This window comes from Saezia sanguinis (assembly GCF_003991585.1).
Lineage (GTDB): Bacteria > Pseudomonadota > Gammaproteobacteria > Burkholderiales > Burkholderiaceae_C > Saezia > Saezia sanguinis.
The window spans coordinates 179,712-194,557 of sequence record NZ_PQSP01000001.1 but is presented as its reverse complement, the minus strand read 5'-3'; the positions used below and the strand labels follow the sequence as shown (position 1 = coordinate 194,557).

13 protein-coding genes are annotated in these 14,846 nt (G+C 54.9%); 6 read left to right on the top strand and 7 right to left on the bottom strand.

The features are described 5' to 3' along the window. Window positions 1–266: 266 nt before the first annotated feature. The 4 genes from CUZ56_RS00875 to CUZ56_RS00860 are packed head-to-tail and all read right to left on the bottom strand — an operon-like array spanning window position 267 to window position 5,941. On the bottom strand, window positions 267–1,949 hold the full coding sequence (locus tag CUZ56_RS00875) for an ABC transporter ATP-binding protein (protein WP_239441930.1): 1,683 nt from the start codon (window positions 1,947–1,949) through the stop codon (window positions 267–269). After that, the gene (locus CUZ56_RS00870) at window positions 1,946–3,049 is read right to left on the bottom strand and encodes an ABC transporter permease (protein WP_404948024.1); all 1,104 of its coding nucleotides are present in this window, start codon (window positions 3,047–3,049) and stop codon (window positions 1,946–1,948) included. The genes CUZ56_RS00875 and CUZ56_RS00870 overlap by 4 nt, the downstream gene beginning before the upstream one ends. 6 nt (window positions 3,050–3,055) lie before the next feature. Then, a complete protein-coding gene (locus CUZ56_RS00865; RefSeq protein ID WP_126977311.1) occupies window positions 3,056–4,096 on the bottom strand; it encodes an ABC transporter permease subunit in 1,041 nt (346 codons plus the stop codon). A gap of 15 nt (window positions 4,097–4,111) precedes the next feature. Beyond that, window positions 4,112–5,941 (bottom strand): extracellular solute-binding protein, encoded by a 1,830-nt coding sequence (locus CUZ56_RS00860; protein ID WP_239441928.1) that lies wholly within the window; start codon window positions 5,939–5,941, stop codon window positions 4,112–4,114. Window positions 5,942–6,166: 225 nt separating this feature from the next. Between CUZ56_RS00860 and fabI the strand changes: the two genes are divergently transcribed. Together fabI and CUZ56_RS00850 are read left to right on the top strand one after the other, a co-directional pair. Continuing rightward, a complete protein-coding gene (gene fabI, locus CUZ56_RS00855) occupies window positions 6,167–6,964 on the top strand; it encodes an enoyl-ACP reductase FabI (RefSeq protein WP_126977307.1) in 798 nt (265 codons plus the stop codon). 51 nt (window positions 6,965–7,015) lie between these two features. Further along, window positions 7,016–7,726, top strand: coding sequence for a 16S rRNA pseudouridine(516) synthase (locus CUZ56_RS00850; protein ID WP_204250815.1), 711 nt, complete (start codon window positions 7,016–7,018; stop codon window positions 7,724–7,726). 19 nt (window positions 7,727–7,745) lie between these two features. Here the strand turns inward: CUZ56_RS00850 and CUZ56_RS00845 are convergent, their stop codons facing one another. From CUZ56_RS00845 to CUZ56_RS00835, 3 genes are all read right to left on the bottom strand, one after another. Next, window positions 7,746–8,714, bottom strand: coding sequence for a D-2-hydroxyacid dehydrogenase family protein (locus CUZ56_RS00845; RefSeq protein WP_126977305.1), 969 nt, complete (start codon window positions 8,712–8,714; stop codon window positions 7,746–7,748). Window positions 8,715–8,811: 97 nt separating this feature from the next. Continuing rightward, a complete protein-coding gene (locus tag CUZ56_RS00840; protein ID WP_126977302.1) occupies window positions 8,812–9,756 on the bottom strand; it encodes a TIGR01777 family oxidoreductase in 945 nt (314 codons plus the stop codon). 46 nt (window positions 9,757–9,802) lie between these two features. Further along, complete coding sequence (locus CUZ56_RS00835) at window positions 9,803–11,305, bottom strand: ABC transporter substrate-binding protein (RefSeq protein WP_126977300.1); 1,503 nt, start codon at window positions 11,303–11,305, stop codon at window positions 9,803–9,805. Window positions 11,306–11,759: 454 nt separating this feature from the next. On the opposite strand from CUZ56_RS00835, the gene CUZ56_RS00830 reads away from it, so the two are divergent. The 4 genes from CUZ56_RS00830 to CUZ56_RS00815 all read left to right on the top strand — a co-directional run bounded on the left by CUZ56_RS00830 (window position 11,760) and on the right by CUZ56_RS00815 (window position 14,844). Beyond that, window positions 11,760–12,524 carry an IclR family transcriptional regulator gene (locus tag CUZ56_RS00830; RefSeq protein ID WP_126977299.1) on the top strand — a complete coding sequence of 255 codons (765 nt, stop codon included), beginning with the start codon at window positions 11,760–11,762 and terminating at the stop codon, window positions 12,522–12,524. A 48-nt stretch (window positions 12,525–12,572) separates the two neighbouring features. Next, window positions 12,573–13,322 carry a transporter substrate-binding domain-containing protein gene (locus CUZ56_RS00825; RefSeq protein ID WP_126977297.1) on the top strand — a complete coding sequence of 250 codons (750 nt, stop codon included), beginning with the start codon at window positions 12,573–12,575 and terminating at the stop codon, window positions 13,320–13,322. A gap of 71 nt (window positions 13,323–13,393) precedes the next feature. After that, the gene (locus CUZ56_RS00820) at window positions 13,394–14,068 is read left to right on the top strand and encodes an amino acid ABC transporter permease (RefSeq protein ID WP_126977295.1); all 675 of its coding nucleotides are present in this window, start codon (window positions 13,394–13,396) and stop codon (window positions 14,066–14,068) included. Next, on the top strand, window positions 14,065–14,844 hold the full coding sequence (locus CUZ56_RS00815) for an amino acid ABC transporter ATP-binding protein (RefSeq protein WP_126977293.1): 780 nt from the start codon (window positions 14,065–14,067) through the stop codon (window positions 14,842–14,844). The genes CUZ56_RS00820 and CUZ56_RS00815 overlap by 4 nt, the downstream gene beginning before the upstream one ends. Window positions 14,845–14,846: the final 2 nt, after the last annotated feature.

Below are 14,846 nucleotides of genomic sequence, written 5' to 3'. Positions count from 1 at the left end.
TGTACCCTTTATTCCCTTTGTCCGGTCGCCTCAGCTTTTGGCATTTTGCCAAAAAGCAACACCCGGTTTCGACAAAAAACCGCCAACAAAAAAGGGGCGGTTGCGTGTCCGCCCCTTTCGGGTGTTTCTACAGCGAATGTATTATTATAATACGCTTCTCAAAAGCTCGCAAGAAGCTGCTGCCAAAAAGCAACCATAAAAGCTCATCCAGCGCCTCACAAATTCTGCGGGAATTGGGCTGATGGTTTTATGCATTATTCCAATGCTCATTCCACATTCATTGCAGCACTGATCAAGGCCTGTGTATAAGGCATGGCAGGGGTTGTCATGATCTGCTCAACCGTACCGGCCTCAACAATCTTGCCGCTTTTCATCACAATCACCTCGTGTGCCAGCGCCCGCACCACCCCCACATCATGCGTGATCAGGATATAACTCAGTTGTTTATCCTGCTGCAATTGCGCCAATAATTCCAGCACCTGTTTCTGAATTGAAACATCCAGCGCGCTGGTCGGCTCATCCAGCACCAGAATAGACGGCCCCACAATCAATGCCCGGGCAATGGCAATACGCTGCCTTTGCCCCCCTGAAAACTCATGCGGGTATCTGGACATGATGTCTGCCGACAGCCCCACATCGGCCAGCGCCAGCGCCACCTTTTCGTCCCGCTGCGCACGCGTGCATTGCGGCTGGTGTACCAGCAGTCCTTCGGCCACAATGTCACGCACCGTCATGCGTGGCGACAGGGAAGAAAACGGATCCTGAAACACCACCTGAATATGGGCCCGCATAGGTCGCTCCTGCGCCAGACTGCTACCCCATGCTTTCCCGTTGATGGCAATGTCGCCCTGGACCTGCCCGTGCGGCAGCAACCCCAGCAACGCCATCGCCAGCGTCGACTTGCCTGAACCCGACTCGCCGATAATCCCCAGCGTGCGCCCGGGGGCGAGCGACAGCGTCACGCCATCCACCGCCTCAAACGGCTGCCTGCGCCAAAACGCCAGCCGGGCCAGCCCCTTGCCCTTGGCGGGTTTGTTTCCCGGATAAAACACCTTAACCTGCTCGGCCTGCACGACGGGTGCAATGCCTGGCAAACTGTGAGCGTACTCATCCCCTACCAGTCGTTGCGGACGGCTATCCAACAAGCGCTGCGTATAGGGGTGTTTGGGCTGGTTGAATACTCTTTGCGTTTCGCCGGTTTCAACAATGGCCCCTTTCTCCATCACCGCCATGCGGTCAGCAAAATGGCGCACAATGCCCAAGTCATGTGAAATCAGCAACACCGCCATGCCATCTTCCTGCTGCAAACGGTTCAGCAAATCCATGATCTGCACCCGCAGCGTCACATCCAGCGCGGTTGTGGGTTCATCGGCCAGCAGCAGCCGCGGTCCGCATGCCAGCGCCATGGCAATCATGGCGCGCTGACGTTGCCCGCCCGAAAGCTGGTGCGGGTAGGAAAATGCCCGCTCCTGCGGTTCGGTAATGCCGGTGCGATCCAGCAGCTCAACCGCTCTTTTCCAGGCGGCTTGCCTTGAAAGCCCCTCGTGCAGTTGCAGCCCCTCCACAATCTGGTCGCCTACGGTAAACAGGGGGTCCAGTGCCGTCATCGGCTCCTGGAAAATCATCGCAATCTCCTTTCCCCGTATCCGCTCCAACTGGCGTTCTGTGGCCTGGTTCAGGTCAAGCTGCTGACCATTTTCCAACGTGAACAAAGAGGTACCACTGACCTGCGCACCGGACAACAAGCCCAGAAAAGACATGGCCGTTACGCTTTTGCCCGACCCTGACTCCCCGACCAGCGCCACTTTTTCGCCAGCAGCAATATCAAGGCAGACCTGCTCCACTGCCGCACGCGCGCCCCAGCGCACCGTCAGATCACGTACGCTGAGCAAAGGCCGCCCCTCTTTGGACAACGAAATATTCTGCATATTCTGCTCTTTATCTTTCATTTTTTGCGCCCCTTGCCACCTTTGGCCAAATAGCGCGGGTCCAGCGCATTGCGCAACGCATCGCCGGTAAACGTCAGCAGCAGCATGGTCGTAAACAGCACAGCAAATGTCGGCAGAATAATCCACCAGGCATCCAGCCGGCTTTTCCCCTGAGACAGCAGCTCACCCAGGCTGGGTGTATCAGGCGGCACGCCCAGCCCCAGAAAATCCAGACTGGTCAGCGCCAGAATCGCTGCACTCAGGCGGAACGGCAAAAATGTAATCACCGGCGTCAGGCTGTTAGGCAACACATGGCGTTTGATAATCTGCCAGTGAGACAACCCCAGTGCCCGCGCAGCGCGCACATAATCCAGTTGCCGGTTGCGCAGAAACTCGGCCCGCACATAGTCAGACAGGCCAATCCAGCCAAACAGACTCAGCAGCAGCAAAAGCAATAACAGACTGGGCTGGAAAATAGCCGAAAAAATAATCAGCAAGAACAGCTCCGGCATGGCACCCCACACTTCCAGAAAGCGCTGCGTGATCAAGTCCACCTTACCGGCAAAATAGCCCTGCACCGCGCCAAACAGCACTCCCAACAGCACCCCCACAATAGTCAGCGCAATGCCAAAAAAGATCGATACCCGAAACCCGTACAGCAACTGCGCCACCATATCTCGCCCGCGGGTATCCGTTCCCAGCAGATTCTGCGCCGAAGGCGGTGCCGGAATAGACGCCAGTAACTGGTAGTTGATGGTCTTAAAACCGTAATGATTTGGCGGATACAGTGCAAAATTGCCCGGCTGGTTGATCTGCTCAATCACCAGCGGCTCCGTATAATCTGCAGGCGACTCAAAATCGCCGCCAAACAGCGTTTCCGGCAAATCCTGGAATACCGGCACATACCAGTGCCCGTCATAGCGCAGCAGCAGTGGGCGGTCGTTGCTGATCATTTCCGCCCCCAGGCTCACCACCACCATCATGATCAAAATGCACAGGCTGGCAAACCCCAGCCGGTTGGAGCGAAAACGCTGCCAGAACAGCCGCGCCGGAGACTGCAGCGCCTTTTTCTGCGGCACTGCCGCACTCTGGGTATCAACGGAAGAAACTGAATCGGTCATCATGCCTCACCGGTCAAACTTCACGCGCGGGTCAACCCACACATAACAGAAATCTGTGATCAACTTGGTCAGCAGCGCAATCAGCGTAAACAGATACAGCGTGCCCAGCACCACCGGAAAATCGCGCCGCAGCACCGACTCATACCCCAGCAGTCCCAACCCATCCAGGGAAAACAGCGTTTCAATCAACAGGGCCCCGGTAAAAAATGCCGTCACAAATGCCGCCGGAAACCCCGTCACAATAGGCACCAGCGCATTGCGAAACACATGTTTCCACAACACTTTCTTATTCGACAGCCCTTTGGCGCGTGCCGTCGTCACGTACTGTTTTCGAATCTCTTCCAGAAATGAATTTTTAGTCAGCATTGCCAGCGAAGCAAACCCACCTGAAACCATGGCCGTCACCGGCAAAATGATATGCCACAGATAATCTGCGGCCTTGCCCATCATCGACAACTCATCCCAGTTGGGCGATGTCAGCCCTCTGAGCGGAAACAGCGGCCAAAACCCGCCGCCACCAAACAGCACTAGCAACACCAGCCCCAGCACAAACCCCGGCATCGCGTAACCGGCCAGTACAATCAGCGTGGTAAAAAAATCAAACCGGGTGCCATGGCGCACCGCCTTGGCAACCCCCAGCGGCACAGCCACCAGGTAGCTCAGCATAAACGTCCATAACCCCAGCGAAATGGATACCGGCAGTTTTTCGATAATCAGTTCCAAAACCGAGCGGTGATGGTAAAAACTGGTACCCAGGTCAAACCGCAGGTATTGCCCAACCATCTGCACAAAACGTTCCGGTGCGGGTTTGTCAAACCCATACAGCGCCTTAATCTCCTCCAGCCGCTGCTCATCAATACCCTGTGAGCTGAGCCGTTCAATCGACATGCCCGCTCCGTCGCTACCGCCGCCAGCGCCGCGCGCGGCCAACAGGTAGTTTTCCACCGGGCCGCCGGGCACAAACTGCGTAATGATGAAAGTGATCAGCAACACGCCAAACAGCGTGGGAATCATCAGCAGAATGCGTTTAATAAAATAAAGCCACATGGTCTATGCAATCGTTCAGTTTTCCGGCCCGGCTGTCTGCACGCCCTCTGAGGATTTGGCCCACCAGGTCCCCATGACCCAGCCCTCAACCTGATAATACCCGGGAATGGTATCAGGCAGCGCCAGTTTGGACGCATCATACGCCACACGGTAATTGCTCGAATAAAACTGCAATACCGAGTAAGCCCCGTGCAGCAGCATTCTATCCAGCGCACGCCCGGCAGCAACGGCTTCAGCCTTATCTTGCGCATTAACCAGGCGGTTAATCAGTTCATCAATCACCGGATTGCGAATCCCCCACCAGTTGGCACTGTGCGGCATATCCGCCGCTTTGCTGCCATACAATTCATACAGCTCTTTACCCGGCACGGTAGAGCCCCCCATACGGATGGTGGTAACGTCAAAGTTGAATTGGTCCAGACGCATCTGGTACAGCGAAAAGTCCACCGTACGCAGCTTAAACTGAATGCCCAGCTTCTCCAGCGCACGTGCCCATGCGGCATGCACCCGCCCCCCGCCTTCCTGGCTATCAAGGTATTCCATCACAAAAGGCTCGCCCTGTGCGTTGCGCAATGCGCCATCGCGGTAGGTCCAGCCGGCTTGCGCCAGCAGGTCGCGCGCACGCTTCAGGTTCTCCCGCAGCGAATGCGGTGGCGGCGCAGTCACCGGCTGTACAGGGGCAGGTTCATACAGAACCGCATCAGGAAGCTGCTCTTTGCCATATTCGGCCTGCAAAGACTGCAACAGCACCAGTTCATCTGCAGAAGGCATCCCTTTGGCCTCAAAATCGCTGTTGCCGAAATAGCTGCTGATCCGCTTATAGCTGCCGAAAAACAGCGCCTGGTTCATCCATTCAAAATCGTACGCCAGATTCAGCGCCTGCCGTACCCGTGCATCGCTGTACTGCGGCTTGCGGCTATTGAGAATATAGCCCTGAAAACCGTATGGCAACCGGTTTTCAAATTCGCGTTTCACCACATCTCCCGAATCAAAGCGCCTGCCATGGTAGAGCTTGGCCCAGTTGCCGGCAGAAAACTCCTGCATGAAATCAAACTCACCGGCTTTAAACGCCTCCAGCTTGACGGTGCTGTCTTTATAAATGCGTACCGTAATGCGGTCAAAGTTATACTGCCCGACCTGCACATTCAGGCCCCAGCCCCAGTAGTTGGGGTCACGCACATAAGTGATATCTTTGCCATACACCACAGAACCGATTTTGTAGGGACCGCTGGCAATCGGCTCCTGCAACCGTATATCGCCAAACGTTACACCTTCGCCCCACTTATGCGAAAAAACCGGCAGCGAACCAATCGTGATCGGCAGTTCACGGTTGAACTCCTTGAGGTCAAAATAAACGGTGCGCTCATCGGTGCTGCGCACCCCTGCCACCTGCTCCAGCATCGTGCGGTAAGCAGGAGAGGCATCGTTGCTGATCAGCATGTTGTACGAATGGATCACATCCTGCGCCAGCACCGGGTCACCATTGGAAAAGCGCGCTTTGGGGTTGATATGAAAACGCACCCAGGTTTTATCCGGTGCCACTTCAACATCATCGGCCAGCAGTCCGTAAGCGCTGCCCGGCTCATCCAGCGAACTGGTCAGCAGACTTTCAAAAACCAGCTGGCTCATATAGGCCGGGGCCGTACCTTTCAGCGAAAACGGGTTGTACTTGTCAAATGTGGACACGCGCAGGTTGGACACCAGCACCAGTTCACCGCCTTTGGGCGCCTGCGGGTTGACATAATCAAAATGCGAAAACCCTGCCGGGTATTTCAAATCACCCCACTGTGCATAGCCATGCGCCGCCCATGCCGGCTGCCACAGCAGGAACACAGCAGCGCCCACAACGCCACAGAACCTGAGAAAACACCTTGCAATGCTGCGCACCAAAATTTTGCCTCTGCCTCGTAATGAAAATCCGTATTTTAATGATCTATTCAAGCCGTAAAGTATACAGGGTAGACAGCCAATCTGACTAAACATTGGATTGAGAACCGCTATAATCATTTGATTGAACTGCATGGCTCCCATGCATCGTTCCCCGACAAACAGGATAAAGGAAAACTCACAATGGGCTTTTTAGCTGGAAAAAAACTGTTGATCACAGGCGTATTATCTAACCGCTCCATTGCCTACGGCATTGCCAAGGCATGCCATCGTGAAGGCGCAGAACTGGCGTTTACCTATGTTGGCGACCGCTTCAAAGACCGCATTACCGAATTTGCCGCTGAATTCGACTCCAAACTGGTATTTCCCTGTGATGTCGCCTCTGACGAACAGATTGACGCCGTTTTCACCGAACTGTCAAAAACCTGGCCCAAATTCGACGGCTTTGTGCATGCCATTGGCTTTGCACCGCGTGAAGCCATTGCCGGTGATTTTCTCGATGGCCTGTCGCGCGAAAGCTTCCGCATTGCACACGATATTTCAGCCTACAGCTTTCCGGCACTGGCCAAGGCCGCGCTGCCTTACCTGAACACCGATGCCGCTTTGCTGACATTGAGCTACCTGGGTGCGATGAAAGTGGTGCCCAACTACAACACCATGGGCGTAGCAAAAGCATCTCTGGAAGCCACGGTACGCTATCTGGCGGCTTCTTTGGGGCCCAAAGGCATACGTGTCAACGGCATTTCAGCCGGCCCGATCAAAACGCTGGCGGCCAGCGGCATCAAGGATTTCGGCAAGCTGCTGGGCGCCTTTGCTGCTGCGGCACCGATCCGCCGCAATGTCACCATTGAGGACGTTGGCAATTCTGCCGCATTCATGCTGTCTGACCTGGCCGCGGGCATCACCGCCAACATCGTCTATGTGGATGGCGGCTTCAGCGAAGTGGTCGCCGGACTCGATCCGCAAGCCAGCGCATCCTGATTCCCACTTTCACGGTACGTGTCCAAACACAAGCGCGCACCTCAACGGCACCTGACTTTAGAGCGCATGCTCTTCAGTCAGGGATTTGGCTCCCGCCACGAATGCCGGGGCCTGTGTTTACAGGGACGTGTCGCGCTTGAACAGCAGACCATCACCGACCCTGAAATGCTGCTGGAGCCGCACGAAGGCCTGCTGTTCCATGTGGATGAGCAGCCATGGCCGTACCACGCCCAGGCCTATATTGCGCTGCATAAACCTGCGGGTTACGAGTGTTCACAAAAACCGTCACACCATCCCAGCATTTATACCCTGCTGCCTGCACCACTGAGACGGCGCGGTGTGCAGGCTGCCGGCCGGCTGGATGCTGACACCACCGGGCTGCTGCTGCTGTCAGATGATGGCCAGTTTATTCACAAAGCCATTTCAGGCAAACGGCACCTGCCCAAAACCTACCTGGTCACCACCAAACACCCTGTCAGCGATACGATATGCCAGCAACTGCTCCGTGGTGTGCAGCTCGATGACGAACCCGCGCCCATTGCTGCCGCTGCCTGCGAGTTACAGCATGAGCACCAACTGCTGCTGACCATCACCACCGGCAAATACCATCAGGTCAAACGCATGATTGCCGCAGCCGGCAACCGCGTTACAGAACTGCACCGTCCTGCCGTCGGGCATTTTGAATTACCGCCGCACCTGAAACCGGGAGCGTGGATGTGGATTACGCCAGAGCAGGTATTTTCTCCAGCGGTGAACGCGTAATCCTGATGGTTTGAAAATTTTATTTTGTCAGCACCTCAGGATTCAGCACACCGGAAGTATCCCCCTGGAAAAAACGCACCGCATTCTCAAAAGCGGTTTTGAAATAAAGCCCATACCCGGCTTTTTCCACATACCCCAGATGAGGCGTGCACAGCACATTGGGCATTTGCAGCAACGGCGCATTTTTGTCATACACAGGCTCATGCATAAAAACATCCAATGCCGCAAAGCCGGGCCGGCCTTGCCGTAACGCCTGCTCCAGCGCATCCGGCGCAACCAGTTCAGCCCGGCTGGTATTGACAAACAAGGCCGAAGACTTCATCAGCGACAAATCCGCCAGCGTGATATTGCCGGTATTTTCCGCAACCAGCCGCTGGTGCACCGTGATGATATCCGCCTCGGCAAAAAACGCCTCCCGGTTTTCCGCCACACGCAGCCCCAGGCTGCGCGCCTCCTGCTGCGCACGTGCAGTTCCCCAAATCAGCAGCTTCATATCAAACGCCTGCGCAAAATGCGCCATGCGTTTGCCGATGTTTCCAAACCCCAAAATGCCTAAAGTTTGCCCAGCCAGCGCTTCACCGATATTCACCTGCCAAAGGCCTTGCTTCATCGCATTCACGGCGGCAACCAGTTGACGGCGGGCCGCCATGATCAGCAGCCAAGTCAGTTCTGCCGGTGCCACTGCACTGCCAAAGCCTTCAACGACGGCAACCCCTGCATCGGTGCAGGCCTGCATATCAATATGGCGCGCCACTTTGCTGGTCTGGCTGATCAGCTTCAGCCGGGGTGTTTTTTGCAGAAAATGGCGATCAATTCGGGTGCGTTCACGGATCAGAATCAGCCCCTGCGCTTCAGACAAAAGCGGGTCTGCGGCCGGATCACGGAATAAGTCGCCTAAAGCACGGACAGTAAAGCCGCTGTGCGCATGCAGAAAATCAAGCCCGTCGGTCGCCTTTTGGTAGTCATCGGGAATCACCAGCAATGTCATATGGCACCTTTTCGTGAAACAGTTGGCTCTTAATATTGGCCCTGGGGCGCATTCCGGGATGTATCACCCCTTCCCAGTACCTGAACAGCAAAAACAACTAACGGTCAAACAGGTCATCCAGCGCCTGATCCAGATCGGTAAACGTAAACCGGAAGCCTGCCTCTATCGCCCTTTTGGGAATCGCCCGCTGGCTCGATAGAATCATGGCGGTCAATTCTTCGCCAAACCTTTTTTGCAAGGCCCATACCGGTGTGGGCACCAATGCCGGGCGGTGCAGTGCTTTACCCAACTCTGATGCAAACTGTTTGCCTGTCACCGGATTGGGCGCGCAAACATTGAACGAACCGGCGGTATTCCACGTGTTCAGGAAGAATTCAATCATCCGCACCGTATCCTGTATATGAATCCACGGCATCCATTGCTTGCCCGTTCCTAGCGGGCCGCCCAGGCCGACACGGAACAACGGCAGCAACCGGGCCAGAAAACCGCCTTCATCACTGAGCACCAGCCCGGTACGCAGACAAACCACCCTTACCTCGGACAAAATCGCCTGAAAGGCCTCAACCTCCCATTGATGGCACATCTGGCTGGCAAAATCCCGTTGCGGCTCGCTGATGTAATCATCCAGTATCCGGTCACCGCAATCCCCGTAATACCCTACGGCAGAACCGGATATCAGCGTATGCGGCTGCTTGGAACGGCTGGCAATCCATCCCACCAGTTGGTGCGTAAAACTGACACGGCTTTTGGTGATCTCTTTTTTGCGTGCCTCGCTCCAGCTTTTGTCGGCAATCGGCGCCCCAGCCAGATTGATGACTGCATGAATGTGAATATCCTGCGCATCCAGCTCTTTGACGCTGCGCAGCCCGACTACCCCTTTGCCACACAGTTTTTCCACCTTTTCCGGCGTACGGCTCAGCACCCACAACTGGTGCTGGTCCTTTGTGTTTTTCTGTTTCTTTAATACCTTATTCTGTGCCAGCCAGTGCTCGCACAGCGCACGTCCGATCAACCCCGTGCCGCCAGTCAACAAAATATTCATGCGTTACTCCACTCCTGCACGCTTGATTTGTTTCCTACGCTTCCTATCAACTAGAAGCCCAGGATATGGATGATAAATCATTCACAAAAATCGGCATATCAGCCCATAAGCCCCTGATACGGGAGTTTGCCACCGTCAGCCACTGCGGCTGATACAGCCACACATTCACCGCATCATCGGCCAGCATCTGTTGTGCCTGCGCCAGCAACTGATTGCGCACAGGCCCGTCAACCGTCTGCTGTATTCGGGTATACAGTGCGTTAAACGCATCTGACTGGTAACCCCAGTAGTAACCGGGCTTGGTGTAATTATCCAGGTCCAGCGGCTCCACATGCGAAATGATGGACAAGTCATAGTCGCGGTTGGTGTAAACACCCGAAAGCCACTGCGCCCACTCCACATTCTGAATCCGGGCCTGAATGCCCACCTGCGACAGCATTGCTGCAACAAGCTCTCCGCCCTGTCTGGCATAAGGGGCCGGAGGCAGAATCAGGCGCAACGATAACGGCGTGGTCACGCCAGCCTGCGCCAGCAGTTGTTTTGCCGCAGCCACGTCATAAGGCACCGTTGTGGTGGCATCAATATACCCCGGCATACCCGGCACATAGTGGCTGCCGATGGGAACGCCGTAACCGTCCGCAGCGGCTTCAATGATGGCCTTGCGGTCGATTGCCGCTGTAATTGCCCGCCGCACACGCACATCATCCAGCGGTTTTTGGCGGTTATTAATCGCCAGAATGGTTTTAGCACGTGAATTGCTGACCAGAACCTGAAACCGTGCCGGCTGCTGCTTGAATGCGCTCAGGCTGCGTGCCACCGCGGCACGGGCAAATACATCCACATCGCCAGCCAGCAAGGCTGCCGCCTGCGCTGCCGCATCGCTGATAAATTGAAAAGTGGCACGCTCAATGGAAATCTGATTGGCCTGCCGGTAACCAGCCCATTTCCTGAGCGTCAGAGTCGCCCCTTTACGCCAGCTTTCCAGTTGGTAAGGCCCGGTGCCCACCGGCTGAGTACGGTTCTGGGCCACACTGCCGGTCTCCACCATAATGGCTGTGGCCATTCCCAGTTTGAACAGCAAGTCGGAATCTGCATTTTTAAGCTCCAGCCGTACCGTATGCGCATCTACCGGCACAATCTGCTGGATATTGGCAAATATTTGCCGGTCTTTATTGGTGCTGTCCTGGGCCCCGGCCCGCTGCAGGGAAAACTGAACCGTTTTCGCATCAAAAGCCGCGCCATTATGAAATGTCACGCCAGGTCTGAGGCGGAACGTAAAAGCGCGTACATCGTCAGAAACCTCCCAGGACTCCGCCAGCAGTGGCGTCACGCTGCCATCCGGCTGGATTTTGGTCAGCGTTTCATACACGTTATACAGTGCAATTTCGGCAATGGATGAAGATGCACTGGCCGTCGGGTCCAGGCCTGGCGGCTCCAGTGTGATACCCAGCCGCAGCCCTCTGGGGCTCTGTGCCTGTACCAGCGGAGAAATACCTGCAACTGCCAATGCCCCCGTGGACAGCAACAGCGAACGGCGACGCAAACTCATGTGACATGTCTCCTCAGATATTCCCGGGCATGAAAAAGCCGGGCCTGAATCATTCGTTTAACCGGTGCCATCATAAATGAGATCATACGTCCCTGGCACGCCCTGCGCAAATTCTGTACAGCGCTGCGAATTTAAAACACATTTTGAGGTATTTCTCTATCCCCCTGACGCACCAATTCAGTGCACATGAACGCAGTTGGTGCATTTCATGTTTCTTTTTCAGGCATTTGATCATTGTCATTTACAGTTTTACCACACTCAGTATTCTGATACCTGCAAACAAGCCCCATTCAACATGAAAGGCCTGCTTGCTGCATAGGTACTGTAATGTGATAAAACAGCAAATATTCCCATTTTGTGAGAAATTATTCTCATCAAATGGTATGAAAAATGCAGCGCTTCAAGCTATATTAACCACTTACAGATTATTTTGACCCTTTTTAAATACGCCATCATGCCAACAACTCAACCCGAAGCACAAAACCACGCACCCGTCCCGGTCAGCAGCCATGAGCGCGTACTGATGGTGCTGATGGCGCTGGCGCAGGCAGGCAAACCGATCAGTGCCGCCGATCTGATTAAAAAAACCGGATTGGCAAAAAGCACCCTGTATCGCCAGTTGTCCATCCTGAAACGCTGGGGTTTTGTTTTTGAATCCAATAACCTGTATGCGCCAGGCCCGGTCAGCCTGCAGTTGGCGCTGGGGTTTGACGAAGCATCCTTATTGACACAATATGCCAAGCAGGACATGCAAAAACTGGCTGATCAGTCGCATGAAAGTGTGGCCATCAGCATTGTCATGCACCAGCAGGCTGTCTGTATTGAAATGATTGAGAGTTCCCACTCCTTGCGCTGCTCTTTTGAAAAAGGCCGCAGTGTGCCGTTGCGCGAAGGTGCTACAGCCAAGTGCCTGCTGGCGCACCTGCCGGAACCGCAGCAAGACATCATTTTGCAGGCAGATTTTCCCGATGCATCGCAGCAACTGGCCAGAAAGCAGTTGCTGCAAGATATCCGCACACAGGGTTATGCCTGCAGCGAGAGCGAAGTGGACCCCGGTGTATGGGGGGTGAGCGTGCCATTGTTTTCACGTAACCGTTACCTGCTGGGCACGCTGACGCTCATGGCCCCTTCCATACGGGCTACAGGCAAGGAAAACAGTTTTGTTCAAATGACGCTGATCACCGCAGCGCGTATTAATTATCAACTGCAAAATCGTTAGTGTAGGTGGTTGTTATTCACTGACTTTTTTCAAAAAGGAGACTCAATCATGTCAGTTACTCGTCGTCAGGTTATGGGTGGTATGCTTGCCATGGGGTTGTCCGGACTGGCTTTCAGCCAGGGGGGCACACAACCGATTAAGGCTGTAACCGATGCCACCTTCCCTCCCATGGAGTTCGTTGAAAACGGCCAGCGTACCGGTTTTGACATTGAACTGGTGGAAGCCATTGGCAAGGTTTTAGGCCGCCCCATCGAGTGGACCGATGTTGATTTTAAGGGGCTGATTCCCAGCCTGGTCTCCAAACGCGCGGATATTGCCGTATCGGCCATTTACATCACGCCTGAGCGTGCCGAAGTCATCGACTTCACCAAACCCTATCTGGCAGGCGGTCTGGTTGCCATGGTGCGGGCCGACAATACCACTATCAAAACCCCGGCTGATCTGGCTGGCAAGCGTATCAGCGTACAGGTGGGCACCAAATCAGTACAGTGGCTGCGCGAACATATTCCAAGCGCCGAACTGATTGAAGTGGAAAAAAATCAGCAGATGTTCAACCTGGTTGACATCGGCCGCTCGGACGCTGCCGTTACCGGCAAACCCGCAGCATTTCAGTATGCGCGCACCCGTGGTGGCGTACGTATTCTGGAACAACAACTGACAACCGAAGAATACGGCATTGCCGTGCGCAAAGACCTGCCTGATTTGACCAAAGCGTTTGACGCCGCCATTGAGCAGTTGAAAGCCAACGGCGAATACAACGCGCTGGTTCAGAAGTGGTTCCCCACCACCATCATCTAAGCCTTTCTTTGCCGCCATTTTGTTGAATCCATCAGACTCCCATGCGGGAGTCTGATTTCCGGACGTCTGTTATGAGTCTCGATCTGAATTTCGCACCTGTCCTTAAGGGATGGGAAGCGCTGCTCCACGGTACCCTGGTCACCATTGAAATCACCGCCTGTGCGCTTGTACTGGGGTGCATCATAGGCCTGCTCGTCGGCATTGGCCGACTCAATCCCAAACGCTATGTCGTTTACAGCCTGTGCACAACATACATCACGCTGATCCGCGGCACACCGCTGCTGGTGCAGTTGTTCATCTGGTACTACGGCCTGCCACGGCTGGACATCATGCTGCCGGCATTTTTCTGCGGCGTTATCGGCCTGGGCCTGTATTCCGGCGCTTACATCTCCGAGATCGTGCGCGGCTCCATCCAGTCAGTGGACAGAGGCCAGATGGAAGCAGCGCGTTCAATGGGCATGTCCTACACACAGGCCATGCTCAAAATCATCCTGCCGCAAGCCGTTGTGCGCATGATTCCACCATTGGGCAACGAATTCATTGCGCTGATCAAAAACTCGGCCCTGATCTCCCTGATCACCATTCACGATGTGATGCATGAAGGTGCCCGCATCATCAGCACCTCCTACCGCGATCTGGAAGTCTACCTGGGCATTGCACTGATCTATCTGATCCTGACCAGCATCACAACACTGGCCTTGCGAAAGCTCGAAACTAAATTACGCGCCGGAGGTATGGTGCAATGAAACATATCGACCTGAATACAACGCCGCCTATTGTCAAAATACGCCAGCTGGGCAAACGCTTTGGCGATCATGTGGTGCTCAAAGGCATTGATTTTGATGTGCTCCCGACCCAGGTGGTCGTGGTCATCGGCCCCAGCGGCTCCGGGAAAAGCACCTTTTTGCGCTGCTGCAACGGACTGGAGCAGGCCGAAGAAGGCGATATCGAAATTTGCGGCAAGCGCATCGTCAAACATGGCGTCATGCTGCCCGAAAGAGAACTCAATGAGCTGCGCAAAGATGTCGGCATGGTGTTCCAGTCGTTTAACCTGTTTCCGCATCTGAGTGTGCTGGGCAACATCTGCGTGGGCCCCCGCATGCTCAGGAACATGTCCAAAGAACAGGCACATGAACAGGCCATGTCGCTATTGGGCAAGGTCGGTTTGTCCAACAAGGCCCATGCCATGCCGGCCAGCCTGTCCGGCGGCCAAAAACAGCGTGTTGCCATTGCGCGTGCGCTGGCGATGAACCCGACTGTGATGCTGTTTGACGAACCCACATCGGCACTAGACCCGGAACTCGTCGGCGAGGTGCTGCAAGTCATGAAAGTGCTGGCACAGGACGGCATGACCATGATCGTGGTTACCCATGAAATGGGGTTTGCCCGTGAAGTGGCTGATGTGGTCGTGGTCATGGATGGCGGCGGTATTGTTGAAGCCGGCGCACCGGAGCAGATTTTCAGCAACCCGAAAGAACTGCGCACACAGACATTTCTGCAAGCAGTGATTTCCCGCTCATAACG

Bases quoted from the DNA above. Each gene is read 5' to 3' on its own strand.
- CUZ56_RS00875 (WP_239441930.1), bottom strand. From the start codon at position 1,949: ATGAAAGATAAAGAGCAGAATATGCAGAATATTTCGTTGTCCAAAGAG.
- CUZ56_RS00870 (WP_404948024.1), bottom strand. From the start codon at position 3,049: ATGACCGATTCAGTTTCTTCCGTTGATACCCAGAGTGCGGCAGTGCCG.
- CUZ56_RS00865 (WP_126977311.1), bottom strand. From the start codon at position 4,096: ATGTGGCTTTATTTTATTAAACGCATTCTGCTGATGATTCCCACGCTG.
- fabI (WP_126977307.1), top strand. From the start codon at position 6,167: ATGGGCTTTTTAGCTGGAAAAAAACTGTTGATCACAGGCGTATTATCT.
- CUZ56_RS00845 (WP_126977305.1), bottom strand. From the start codon at position 8,714: ATGACATTGCTGGTGATTCCCGATGACTACCAAAAGGCGACCGACGGG.
- CUZ56_RS00840 (WP_126977302.1), bottom strand. From the start codon at position 9,756: ATGAATATTTTGTTGACTGGCGGCACGGGGTTGATCGGACGTGCGCTG.
- CUZ56_RS00835 (WP_126977300.1), bottom strand. From the start codon at position 11,305: ATGAGTTTGCGTCGCCGTTCGCTGTTGCTGTCCACGGGGGCATTGGCA.
- CUZ56_RS00830 (WP_126977299.1), top strand. From the start codon at position 11,760: ATGCCAACAACTCAACCCGAAGCACAAAACCACGCACCCGTCCCGGTC.
- CUZ56_RS00825 (WP_126977297.1), top strand. From the start codon at position 12,573: ATGTCAGTTACTCGTCGTCAGGTTATGGGTGGTATGCTTGCCATGGGG.
- CUZ56_RS00820 (WP_126977295.1), top strand. From the start codon at position 13,394: ATGAGTCTCGATCTGAATTTCGCACCTGTCCTTAAGGGATGGGAAGCG.
- CUZ56_RS00815 (WP_126977293.1), top strand. From the start codon at position 14,065: ATGAAACATATCGACCTGAATACAACGCCGCCTATTGTCAAAATACGC.